Here is a 13,410-nt window from a genome sequence, read left to right as displayed (position 1 = left end):
TGATTTGTTTATATTTGCCTTGAATAAAATTGAATATTATGGAACAACAGGCCAACTATATCCGTCGTATCGAAATTCATGGACTCTGGGAGCGTTTTAATATAGGATGGGATTTGCGTCCCGATGTGAATATCCTTTCCGGTATTAACGGAGTAGGAAAAACTACCATCTTGAACCGTTCGGTAGGATATCTTGAAGAACTCTCCGGTGAAATGAAAAGTGACGAGAAGAACGGTGTTCGTCTTTTCTTCGACAATCCTCAGGCGACCTATATCCCATACGATGTGATCCGGAGTTACGACCGTCCTCTGATTATGGGTGACTTTACTGCTCGCATGGCCGATAAGAACGTGAAGTCCGAATTGGATTGGCAGCTTTATCTGTTGCAACGCCGCTATCTTGATTATCAGGTCAATATAGGTAACAAGATGATTGAAATGCTCTCCGATAATGACGAGAAAGTACGGGTCAAAGCAGCTACTTTGTCCATAGCCAAGCGTCGTTTTCAAGATATGATTGACGAACTGTTCAGTTATACACGCAAGAAAATAGACCGTAAACGGAATGATATTGCTTTCTATCAGGATGGAGAACTGTTGTTTCCTTACAAACTTTCTTCCGGTGAGAAGCAAATGCTAGTCATTCTGTTGACCGTGCTTGTGCAGGACAACAGCCATTGCGTACTGTTTATGGATGAGCCGGAAGCCTCTCTCCACATTGAATGGCAACAGAAGTTGATTGCCATGATACGTGAGTTGAATCCGAATGTACAGATCATCCTGACTACCCATTCGCCGGCCGTCATTATGGAGGGCTGGCTGGATGCAGTGACGGAAGTAAGTGATATTTCAACATTATATAATAATGGCAACTTCACTACGAGATAATCTGACATCTTCTTATTTCAATGCCGCTCATAAGCTTTATTCAAAGAAGGCCCGTCGGCGTATCATAGCTTATGTGGAAAGCTATGATGACATTGCTTTCTGGCGTACGTTGCTCGAAGAATTTGAAGATGACGAACACTATTTCCAGGTAATGCTTCCTTCTACTACTTCATTGGCTAAAGGGAAGAAGATGGTCTTGATGAATACGTTGAATACCGCGGAACTGGGAAGAAGCCTGATTGCCTGTGTGGACAGCGATTATGATTTCCTGTTGCAGGGCGCAACCAATACTTCCCGTAAAATCAACCGCAACAAATATATCTTCCAGACCTATACATACGCCATTGAAAACTATCATTGCTTTGCCGAAAGCCTTCATGAGGTATGTGTGCAGGCTACGTTGAACGACCGTTTTGTGATGGACTTCAATGCTTACCTGAAAAGATACTCTGAAATCGTATATCCGCTTTTCTTATGGAACGTGTGGTTCTATCGCCAACGGGATACTTACACCTTTCCGATGTATGATTTTCATGCCTATACTTCTCTGCGTGAGATAAATCTCAGACACCCGGAAAAGAGTCTTGAATCATTGCAGCAACGGGTAAATCAGAAATTGTCGGAACTGAAGAAACGTTTTTCCCGCAGCATGAATCAAGTAAATGCCTTAGGAACAGATCTGAGAGAGTTGGGGCTATTTCCGGAAAATACCTATCTGTATATGCAGGGACACCACGTGATGGATAATGTGGTGATGAAACTTCTGATTCCGGTTTGTACGGTATTGCGCCGGGAACGGGAACAGGAAATCAAGCGACTTGCCGAACATAATGAACAATTTAAGAACGAATTGACTTGTTATCAGAACAGTCAGGTAAATGTGGAAATCATGTTGAAGAAGAATGTAGCCTATAAGCGGCTTTTCCACTACGACTGGCTGCGACAGGATATTCGTGAATACTTGGAACGAGGGAAATAAGAACAAGAAAGAAGAATAGAGAGAAGATTACTCATGAAAGAAGTAAAAGAAATAGTTGATACCGTGACAGTTGAGTTGGCCAATGGCGGAACGCAGGAGGTGACTGATGTAGTGATTCAGGAAGTGAACCATGCATTGCTTTCGGCAGGAATGGATGAGGCTTTGGCGGATAAGGTGGACAACTTTGTCATTTTGTTGCTGATTATTGGTGTGGCCTTATTAGCTAATCTGATTTGCCGTAAGATCATTTTGCGTACGGTAGCGAAATTGGTGAAACAGACCAAAGCTACTTGGGACGACATAGTGTTCGACCATAAGGTGATGGTTCACGTCAGCCGGATGGTAGCTCCGATATTGATTTACCTTGCTATTCCCATCGCTTTTCCGGAACATGCCGACTCCAACTTGCTCGATTTCCTGCGACGGCTTTGCCTTATTTATATCTTGGCGGTTTTCCTCCGTTTCATCAGTGTCTTTCTGTCGGCGGTATATCATGTTTACAGTGAAAAGGAGCAATATAAGGACAAGCCTCTGAAGGGGTTGTTGCAGACTGCTCAAGTCGTTCTTTTCTTTGTCGGGGCCATTATTATCGTAAGTATTCTGATTAAGCAGAGTCCGATGGTGTTGCTTACCGGATTGGGAGCTTCGGCCGCTATCCTGATGTTGGTGTTCAAGGATAGTATTATGGGTTTTGTTTCTGGTATTCAGCTTTCTGCCAATAATATGCTGAAAGTAGGCGACTGGATTGCTATGCCGAAATATGGCGCCGACGGAACTGTGATAGAAGTGACTTTGAATACGGTAAAAGTGCGTAACTGGGATAATACGATTACGACGATACCGCCTTATCTGCTGGTCAGTGATTCTTTCCAAAACTGGCAGGGGATGCGGGAATCCGGTGGACGGCGTGTGAAGCGTTCCATTAATATCGACATGACCAGCGTTCGTTTCTGTACACCGGAGATGTTGGCGAAGTATCGTAAAATCCAATTGTTGAAGGAGTATGTGGAGGCAACGGAGAAGGTCGTGAAGGAGTATAACAAAGAGCATCATATTGACAACTCCGTATTGGTGAACGGGCGTCGCCAGACTAACTTGGGCGTCTTTCGTGCCTATCTTACGAATTATCTGAAGAGCCTGCCTACCGTCAATCAAGACTTGACGTGCATGGTACGCCAGCTTCAACCTACCGAAACAGGTATTCCGATGGAACTTTATTTCTTTTCCGCTTCTAAGGACTGGATTCCGTATGAAGGCATACAGGCGGATGTTTTCGATCATGTGCTTGCCATTATTCCGGAATTCGACTTGCGTGTCTTCCAAAATCCGTCGGGAGCGGACTTGCGCCGGATAGGAGTAAAGATAGAAAACTGATAGAGGATATTGCAGTGTAATAACATTGCAATGACTCTTTCAATTGATTGTATTTTCTTTGTCTCAATCTTGTAATACAGCCCATCTACCTTTGCCGACGTAATCAAAAACGTAGAGTAAAGGTAGATGAAAAAGCTATTTCTTATCCGATTTTCAGTGGTGGCCTTCTTTTGTCTGCTGTGTGTACTTCCTGCATTGGCTGCCAATATCAAGATTAAAGGAGCTGTAAAGGACAAGTTATCCAAAGAGCCTTTGATAGGTGCGACGATACGCTTGCTTGGAACCCAGGCCGGAGCGGTTACCGATATGAACGGTAATTTTGAGCTAAACGGTGTGGGAGTGTTGGAGGGTATGTATGATATCGAAATCAAATACGTAGGATATAAGACTGAAGTACGTCGGAAGGTCCGCGTAGAGAATGGGAATCTGGTCATTCTGAATCTGGAGATGGAGACGGATGCGCAAGAACTGTCGGATGTGGTTGTTGTGGCGAAAAAGAACCGGGAAAATGAGAATATGGCTTTGCTGGAACAGCAAAAGGCGGTCATTGCCGTGCAGTCAGTCAGTGTGAAGGAACTTTCACGCAAAGGAGTTTCGGATGCGGAAGGAGCTGTGACGAAAGTCACCGGAATTTCCAAGCAGGACGGTGTGAAGAACGTATTCGTACGTGGATTGGGTGACCGCTATAATACTACTACGTTCAATGGTTTCCCTGTGCCGTAGGAAGACCCGGAATACAAGAATATCTCTCTTGATTTTTTCGGAACCGACCTTATACAGTCCGTAGGAGTCAACAAAGCATTTACTGCCGGGAACGGAGGCGATGTAGGGGGCGCAAATATTGATATCTCGTCCAAAGAACTGGTAGGTGACGGTTACATTAGCGCCAGTGTATCGGCCGGTGTGAATACACAGACCCTTTCCTCTGATTTCTTCCAACCGGATGGAGTGAATCTGCTGGGATTTGCCAATCGGATGGAACCGGGCACGGATGTGTGGGGCTTTAAGAACAAACTCGCCCCGTCGGCGCAAAACTTCCAGATGGACCGCAGTTATAATATCGCAGGCGGAAAGAAGTTTTATGTAGGTCGGCAACGGGATGCTCTTTCGTTCTTTGCCACTGTGGGACATTCCGTTGATTATCGATATACGGATGAAATCATACGTAATACAAATACGGGCGGTACTATATACAAAGATCTGAACGGACATAAGTCAACAACGAATATCAGTCAGTTGGCATTGGCTAATGTAGATTATGATATGCACAATCGTCATCATTTGTCTTACAACTTCATGATGGTACATAGCAATGTACAGTCGGTGGGAAACTACGAAGGGAAAGACGCTACTTTCAGTGATGATTACGGTAATCTGGGAATGACCCATCGTCAGCAGGTGAACGACAATCTGTTATTAGTCAACCAGATCATGACGAACTGGGGATTGACAGACCGGCTGAGCGTTAACGCAGGAGCCTCTTATAATATGGTGCGCGGATATGAGCCGGATCGCCGTATCAACCAGATAACCCGGAATGAAACCGGATACGGATTGGTAGGAGGTAATACACAGTTCCGTACTTTTTCTTCTCTGACGGAGAATGATCTGAATCTTCGTGCCGGAGTGGTTTATCGCTTGAAAGACGATTGGGAAGAAATCTCCAGACTTCGGTTCGGATACACCGGACGTATCATTAACGATGATTTCAAACAGACGGAATACAATATGATTACCTTGAATGGTCCTTCATTTACTTCGGTGGACGATATTTCATTGGATGACTTTTATTCTGCGGCTCATTTCAACGACCGTTTCACGCTGGACAATGCGGTGGATAAATATACGGTGAAGAAGAACATACATTCGGTGTATGCGGAAGCGGTCTATCAGTTCACCCGGCATTGGGTGATCAATCTCGGTTTGAAGTATGATAATGTGGATATGACCGTAGACTACAATGTGGATAAAGGAAACTCCAAAGGCAAGAACAATATCCGGAAAAACTACTTCCTTCCGAGTTTGAACATGAGGTATAGGCTGAATGATAAGAACGCCTTGCGGCTTGGATTGAGCAAGACATATACTTTGCCTCAGTCGAAGGAAATCTCACCTTACCGCTATGTGGGTGTCAACTTTAAGAGTCAGGGTAACGCAAATCTGAAACCGTCGGACAATTACAACATAGACTTGAAATGGGATTTCAACCCTACATCAACCGAATTGATCTCTGTTACTGCTTTCTACAAAATGATAAAGAATCCTATTTCGCGTATCGAAACGCCAAGTGCCGGAGGTTTCCTTTCATACGAAAACGTAGCCGACCAGGCTACTGTGACGGGGATTGAACTGGAGATACGCAAAAAAATATTCTCACGCCCGACAGCCAACAACGGTATGAACCGCCTGACGGCAGGATTGAACGGATCGTATATCTACACGAATGCCAAAGTGAACGACCCCGATATTGCCGCTACCGATACGGATGGCTCGCAACTGGAAGGGGCGGCTCCTTGGATTGCCAACTTCGATCTGTCACACACCTATGTTTCAGCCGGATATTCATTTACCAATACATTGGTCCTCGGATATGTGGGAGAAAAAGTGTACACTATCGGTACACAAGGGTTTCAGGATGTGATGGAAGAGGGAGTGGCTACGCTCGACTTCGTATCGCAAGCGAAGTTAGGTAAACATATTGCCCTTACTCTTAAAGCACGCAACTTGCTTAATCCCTCCTATCAACTGAGCCGTAAGGCGAACGGTAGCGGTCAGAAAGTGATATTGGGCGACTATAAAAAAGGAATTAACGTGAGCTTGGGAGTGTCGTGTACATTCTAAGCCCTATATAAACAGAAATATTATCAATTAAACGCTAAAAAGATGAAAAGATTATTCTTAAGTATGATGGCAATGGCTGCTATCACAACAACTTTGACTTTAACTTCTTGTGGTAGTGATGATGACGGGAATGATACTTCCGACGGGGCTTCTATTCTAGCTGCCGACGGTAAAACATTGATGGGAAACCTGACCGGTAAACAAACGTTGGAAGAAGGGGAATACATTCTGGGTGGAACGGTGATTATCGAAAATGGAGGCGAACTGACTATTCCTGCCGGAACAACGATTAAAGCGACTAAAGGTTTCAGTAGCTATATTCTTGTAGCACAGGGTGGAAAACTTTATGCTAACGGTACGTCTTCACAACCTGTCACATTTACTTCTGGAGAAGCGACAAAGAAAGCCGGTGACTGGGGAGGAATTATCCTTAATGGTAAAGCTCCTATTTCCGGTGCGGGAGCAGAGGGTACTAATACAGCCAATGCGGAGATTAACAATGCTTACAAATACGGTGGTAGTGACAGAGCCGACAATTCCGGTGCGCTGACTTATGTGAATATCCTCTATGCCGGTGCACGTAATACGGCTGATATTGAGCACAACGGGCTGACTTTGAATGGTGTGGGTAACGGGACGAAAATCCAAAACGTTTATGTGTTGGAAAGTGCCGATGACGCTATCGAATTCTTCGGTGGAACAGTAAATGTGACTAATCTGCTGGCTGTCAATCCGGATGATGATATGTTCGATTTCACTCAAGGATATAAGGGCACATTGAGTAATTGTTATGGTATCTGGGAAGACGGGTATACCAGCACGGAAGAAGATCCGCGTGGAGTTGAGGCTGATGGTAATCTGGATGGAAACGGAGTAGACCATGTGGGACAGTCTGATTTTATCATAGACGGAATGACGATTATCAATAACACGGTAGATGGAAATACGACTACCGGACAGAAGAATGCAATGGACGATGTAATCAAGGTACGTCGTGGCGCGACTGCTACTATCAAGAATACATTGGTAGCTTCTACTTCGGCTGATGCACTGAAAGCGAAAGACCTGGTTGACGCTACCGACTCAAAAGGGGGAGGCACCGTGACTATCAATATTACGACTTCTTCTTTCTCATATACAAACGAAAAAGTGGTGGATTATGTTGATAAAACAAATCCCGATAAGAATGTCGTTGGGCAGGGAACTATCACACTGACTAATCCATCGGCCTCTAATGCCGGTGCAAACACTTCCGTTTTTGCTTGGACAAACTATTCTTTTCCGACTTTGAATTAATAAAAGATTAAAGAGGTTTTTCAATTGTTTGATGCGTGCGTCGATACCGACGTACGCATTTATTGTTCTGTTTGTCAACGATTTTGTTTATACAGCCTTGAATTTTGAGTTGTAAATAGCTGTTTGTAATGTATTTTTCTTATATTTGTGTCTTTAAAAATCAATATTATGCATACAGATTACGAGCGGTATCGCAAAATGGCTTCTTTGGCTCAAGTCGGATGGTGGGAAGCGGATTTGACGGGAGGATATTATCTTTGTTCCGACTTTCTTTGTGATCTTTTGGATTTGGATGGAGATACTATCTCATTTTCTGATTTTCTGAACTTGGTGCGTGAAGATTATCGTTGTCAGATTGCACATGAGTTCCGGGCAAATAGTTCTATCCATAAGGATTTTTACGAACAGACCTTTCCCATCTATTCGAAATATGGCGAAGTCTGGTTGCATACCCGTTTGGCTTCCCGTGAGAAAGGAACGGGGACTAATGGGGGAGACAAATCTTTTGGAGTGATTCAACGCGTGGAGGCTCCTGAACAAATAGAACAGAAGAAAGCTCTGAAACGTGTGAATGACTTGCTTCTCCGTCAGAACTACATTTCGCAGTCTTTATATCGTTTTCTTCGGGATGAAAGAGTTGAAGAATGTGTAACAGAGATTTTAAAGGATATACTGAATCTTTATAATGGAAAAGGACGTGTCTATATTTTCGAGTACAATAAAGAACACACTTATCGCAGTTGCACGTATGAGGTCGTTTCCGAAGGGATGTCGACAGAAAAACAATGTTGGCAAGACATACCGGTCGATCGGTCGGAATGGTGGAATCAGCAGATTTTGTCTGGCAAAGCTATCGTTTTGAATTCGTTGAAACAACTACCGGAAGAAGTATCGGAAATGCGACGAGAATTTGCTGAACGGGGAGTCTATTCATTCATGGTAACGCCTTTGATGGCTGGGGATCATGTATGGGGAGGAATGGGTATTGAATTGATAGATAGTTATCGTAACTGGAGTAATGAGGATTTTCAATGGTTCTCTTCGTTGGGAAATATTATAAGCATTTGTATTGAACTACGCATAGCAAAAGATAAAGTAACTTATGAACAGTCTTTCTTACGTAATCTTTTCCATTTTATGCCAATGGGGTATATACGTATGTCTGTTCTTCGTGACGAGAACAACAAGCCTTATGATTATCGGATAACGGACGCTAACCAGATCAGTGCCCATTTCTTTGGCAAACCTTTGGAACAATATGTAGGTGTGTTGGCTTCGGATTTGTTTTCCGATCATTCAGAGAAAATGGATTTTATCCTTGAAGTGCTTGATGGTAAGTCTTATAAAGAAAAGGATGAGTATTTTCCTCAAACGGGATTGTACACTCACTGGATTGTGTATTCACCGGAGAAAGATGAGGTGGTAGGATTGTTTACGGACTCAACTGAGGCTGTAGAGGCTAATCGTGCATTGGACCGTAGTGAGAAACTTTTTAAAAATATATTTGCTAATATTCCGGCAGGAGTAGAGATCTATGATAAGGATGGATATCTGCTTGATCTGAACAATAAGAATTTGGAAATATTCGGAATTGCCAATAAAGAGGATGTAATAGGTATTAACTTCTTTGAAAATCCGAACGTGCCGCAAACGATTCGTGATCGTGTACGAAATGAGGATTTAGTGGATTTCCGACTTAATTATTCTTTCGACCAGATTAAAGGATATTATCGTACCATGCGTTCTAATGTTATAGAACTGTATTCGAAAGTAACTAAACTGTACGATAGAGAGGGAGAGTTTATCGGGTATATTCTGATTAGTATTGATAATACGGAACGTATTGATGCAATGAACCGTATTCGTGATTTTGAAAATTTCTTTTTGATGATATCCGATTTTGCAAAAGTTGGTTATGCGAAATTAAATCTTCTGAATCGGAAGGGATATGCCATCAAGCAATGGTATAAAAATATGGGGGAAGAGGAAGACATTGCATTAAGTGATGTAGTAGGAGTCTATCGTAAAATGCATCCGGAAGACCGCAAAGGTCTGCTTGATTTCTATAAAGAAGTCAAAGTCGGGAAAAGAAAACATTTTCAAGGGGAAATGCGTATTCTTCGTCCCGGAACGGAAAATGAGTGGAACTGGGTAAATACGAATGTGATGGTAACCCAATATAAACCGGAAGAGGGTGAAATCGAAATCATTGGTATCAATTATGATATAACGAAACTGAAAGAGACGGAGGCTGAACTGATTCATGCACGTGATAAGGCGGAGATGATGGATCGTTTGAAAAGTGCTTTCCTTGCCAATATGAGCCATGAAATCCGTACGCCTCTGAATGCTATCGTAGGCTTTTCCGATTTATTGGTGGAAACTGCGGATATAGAAGAACGGAGAGAGTATATGAAGATCGTGCGGGAAAATAATGATTTGCTGTTACAGTTAATATCAGATATTCTCGACCTTTCCAAAATTGAGGCAGGGACATTTGAATTTTCGCATGGAGATGTGGATGTGAATCTGCTGTGTGAAGATCTGGTCCGTTCTATGCAGATGAAAACGAAAGAGAATGTAAAGTTAGTATTCGAACCAAATTTTTCTATTTGCCATATTACTAGTGACCGTAACCGTATATATCAGGTGATATCCAATTTTGTGAACAATGCGATTAAGTTTACTTCAGAGGGCAATATCCGTGTGGGATATGTGCTGAAAGATGAAGGATTGGAATTCTATGTTCAGGACACGGGGATAGGAATAGAGAAGAAACAATTACCGCACATCTTTGAGCGTTTTGTAAAGCTTGATTCTTTTGTGCATGGCACGGGATTAGGACTTTCTATTTGCCAAAGTATTGTGGAACAATTAGGTGGACATATTGGCGTTGATTCCGAAAAAGGTAAGGGATCGCGTTTCTGGTTTACGATTCCTGGAGTGGTCATGACGGAAGAAAGTCTTCAGTGAAAAACTACAAATCTAAACAAAAAAGCGTATGCCACTTTAAAGTGACATACGTCTTTTTTGTTTAGATTCCAAATGCCAGTTTGTCGATAGACTGGTATACAACGCTTGCGATACCTAGTCCGATGATGCCCAACGTACAGAGTGCCAGTCCCCACTTTGTGCATCGGTCACTGCGGAAAGTCGGAATCGGGTTTTCGGACGGGGTGATATACATCGCTTTCACGATCAGCAGGTAGTAATACAGTGAAATTACTGTATTGACCAATGCTATAAACACCAACAAATGGAAACCTGCATCGAAGGCCGCCATGAAGATAAAAAACTTGGAGAAGAATCCGGCAAATGGAGGAATGCCTGCTAATGAGAACAAAGAAAGGGTCATCAGGAGGGCGATCTTCGGATTCGTTTTATAAAGTCCGGCATAATCTTCGAGGGTGAACTTCTGGCTGCGCAATGCCACAATAGTGATTACGGCAAATACACCGAGATTGGCAGCTGCATACACAAGTACATAATATACTAGGGCTGTCATTCCCTGTGCCGTGCCACCGATTACACCAAGCATGATATATCCTGCCTGCGAGATACTGGAGAATGCCATCAGACGTTTCAGGTTCTGTTGGCGGATAGCGAATATATTCGCGATGGTGATGGAAGCTATCGTTACCCAATAGAGCACTTCCTGCCAATCGTTTATCATAGGAGCAAATACCTTGATGAGGATAGTCAGCAATACAAATGCCGCCGATCCTTTGGATACAACACTCAAGTAAGCGGTGACCGTACTCGGGGCTCCTTCGTAAACGTCTGCCGTCCAAAGATGGAACGGAACGAGCGATAACTTGAATGCCATACCCGTAAAGAAGAATACAAATGCCATAATCTGTAACGGGTTTCCGTCAATATGGGCGGGAAGGTCATCGAAATACAAGGTTCCGGCAGAACCGTAAATCATAGACAAACCGAACAGCAACAATGCGCTGGAGAAGAGTGCGGTAAGAATATACTTGGCTCCTGCTTCAGCGGAGTTGTGACGGTATTTATCGAAGGCAATCAAAGCTGCCATCGGAACGGAAGCAGTCTCCAGTCCGATGAAGAACATCAGGAAGTGTCCGGCGGAAATCATGAGATACATACCGAACAGAGTAGAGAGAGTGAGTACATAGAACTCTCCTTGCTTGAATGAAGTGTCTTCACGCTTCATCCATTCGTGCGCCATCAGAAAGACGATTAATGTACCTACGTTCAGGATTGACTTAATGACTGTATGCATGGGCACATAGTGGTACATACCGCCGAAAATGTCGGCAGTGGTACCCGGTATCAGGTTGATAGCCGTATGGATAGCCATCAGAATGACGGGAAACATTGTATTCAGTCGTGCCTTTCCATCGTTCTTGTGCGCATCCGGGCTCATGAAGAGGTCGGCTAGAAACAGTAGCAACAGAACTACTACGAGCGACAGCTCTTCTCGCATATGTAGAAATTGTGAATAATCCATCTTTATCAATTAAATTAGAGATTAAAAATTAAAGAGCTAGGGTATCAGTTGTGAGACAACGGGCAATACACTTTCACCAATCATGTGGCTTACCCAGAAAGGAGCCATACCCAGTCCGGCTACACAAACGATGAGGCAGATAACGGCTACACGCTCGTCCCAAGTTGCATCGGTCAGTTCGAGGTGATGCTTGTTGGTACAGGTCCCGTACAGAATCTTACCTACCAGACGCAAGATATAGACTGCTGTAATCACGATGGAGGAGCAGGCTATAATGGTCAGTGTGCGGTGGAATACATCATTGTCTTGGAAAGATCCAACAAAGATGGTCATCTCGGCAATAAAACCGCTCAATCCCGGCAGACCGAGATTGGCAAGGCCGGCAATGACATAACATACACTCAGGAAAGGCATGATCTTCATCAAACCGGCAAGCTCGCGTACGTCACGGGTGTGGGTACGTCCGTAAATCATACCGATAAGCGCAAAGAACAATGCTGTCATCAGTCCGTGCGACAACATTTGGAGGATAGCGCCTGTGGCTGCTGTCTGGTTCAGCATGAGGATTGCGAAAAGAACTAATCCGCAATGGGATACGGAAGAGTATGCGTTGATATATTTCAAATCAGTCTGTACACAAGCGGAGAAAGCTCCGTAAACGACAGAGATACCGGTCAGTATCAGGAATATCCAGGAAAGTTCGTTAGCGGCTTCCGGCATTAGATACATGGCGATACGGAAACAACCATAACCTCCTAATTTCATCAGCACTCCGGCATGAAGCATGGAAACTGCTGTCGGAGCGGAGGCATGACCGTCGGGACTCCATGTATGGAAGGGGAAAAGAGCGCCTAGCACACCGAAACCGAGAAATGTCAGCGGGAACCAGATACATTGTTGTGCAAAAGGTATGTTGTGCAACTGTGCGATTTCAAGAAGGTTCATGGTAGTGGCTCCTGCACCGAAATAGATTCCGAGAATACCGATCAGTAGGAAAGCGGAACCACCCATCAGCATAAGTGTCAGCTTCATCGCTGCATATTCCTTACGTCCCGAACCCCATACGCCAATCAGCAGATACATAGGTATCAAGGCTATTTCGTAGAACATAAACATGGTGAACAGGTCTACGGATATAAAGAATCCGAACACTCCCATCGCCAACAGCGTGAACCAAAGGAAATATTCTTTGGTCAACGGTTGCAAACGCCAGGAAGCGAATGTGCCGGTAAATACGATAATGGCGGACAGTAACAGCATAGCTACCGAGATGCCGTCTACGCCTACCGAGTAGGAGATATGAAGCGGTGCGTACCATAGTGTGTCTGCACGGAAAAGCATTTCCGCCGTGTTTCCGGCGCTACGCTCTCCCAAATACATGAATGTAAGTACGACAGAGGCTATCAGAAGCGCTGATGCGCCCGTAACCATAACCCCCCGGATAGCTTTAATTCCTCGTGCCGCCCAAAGTCCGGCCAACATCAGGAGGGGGATAAGTACGAATATTGATAAGAAATTCATCTTTATGATTTACTGTTTAAAGATTTACTATTACTTGT

At 43.8% G+C, this 13,410-nt stretch carries 7 protein-coding genes and 1 pseudogene; 6 read left to right on the top strand and 2 right to left on the bottom strand.

Annotated elements, in window-relative coordinates; translation table 11 throughout:
• The first annotated feature begins 38 nt into the window (after positions 1-38).
• The 6 genes and pseudogenes from BACFIN_RS13275 (at position 39) to BACFIN_RS13295 (ending at position 10,350) form a co-directional block, all read left to right on the top strand.
• On the top strand, positions 39-887 hold the full coding sequence (locus tag BACFIN_RS13275; RefSeq protein WP_007751218.1) for an AAA family ATPase: 849 nt from the start codon (positions 39-41) through the stop codon (positions 885-887).
• Entirely contained in the window at positions 865-1,866 is a 1,002-nt protein-coding gene (locus tag BACFIN_RS13280) for a DUF4435 domain-containing protein (protein WP_007751215.1), read from the top strand. The genes BACFIN_RS13275 and BACFIN_RS13280 overlap by 23 nt, the downstream gene beginning before the upstream one ends.
• Positions 1,867-1,899: 33 nt before the next feature.
• Positions 1,900-3,240, top strand: a complete 1,341-nt coding sequence (locus BACFIN_RS13285) for a mechanosensitive ion channel family protein (RefSeq protein ID WP_007751214.1) — start codon at positions 1,900-1,902, stop codon at positions 3,238-3,240.
• A gap of 126 nt (positions 3,241-3,366) precedes the next feature.
• Positions 3,367-6,081 (top strand): annotated as a pseudogene (locus BACFIN_RS20660) (TonB-dependent receptor).
• Between the two features lie 42 nt (positions 6,082-6,123).
• Complete coding sequence (locus tag BACFIN_RS13290) at positions 6,124-7,377, top strand: hypothetical protein (protein ID WP_007751211.1); 1,254 nt, start codon at positions 6,124-6,126, stop codon at positions 7,375-7,377.
• A 168-nt stretch (positions 7,378-7,545) separates the two neighbouring features.
• Complete coding sequence (locus tag BACFIN_RS13295; RefSeq protein WP_007751209.1) at positions 7,546-10,350, top strand: sensor histidine kinase; 2,805 nt, start codon at positions 7,546-7,548, stop codon at positions 10,348-10,350.
• 61 nt (positions 10,351-10,411) lie between these two features.
• Here the strand turns inward: BACFIN_RS13295 and BACFIN_RS13300 are convergent, their stop codons facing one another.
• Together BACFIN_RS13300 and BACFIN_RS13305 are read right to left on the bottom strand one after the other, a co-directional pair.
• Positions 10,412-11,851 carry an NADH-quinone oxidoreductase subunit N gene (locus BACFIN_RS13300; RefSeq protein WP_007751208.1) on the bottom strand — a complete coding sequence of 480 codons (1,440 nt, stop codon included), beginning with the start codon at positions 11,849-11,851 and terminating at the stop codon, positions 10,412-10,414.
• 36 nt (positions 11,852-11,887) lie between these two features.
• The gene (locus BACFIN_RS13305) at positions 11,888-13,372 is read right to left on the bottom strand and encodes a complex I subunit 4 family protein (protein WP_007751199.1); all 1,485 of its coding nucleotides are present in this window, start codon (positions 13,370-13,372) and stop codon (positions 11,888-11,890) included.
• Positions 13,373-13,410 lie beyond the last annotated feature (38 nt).

It is taken from the genome of Bacteroides finegoldii DSM 17565 (assembly GCF_000156195.1).
GTDB lineage: Bacteria > Bacteroidota > Bacteroidia > Bacteroidales > Bacteroidaceae > Bacteroides > Bacteroides finegoldii.
This window is presented reverse-complemented; position numbering and strand designations above follow the sequence as displayed.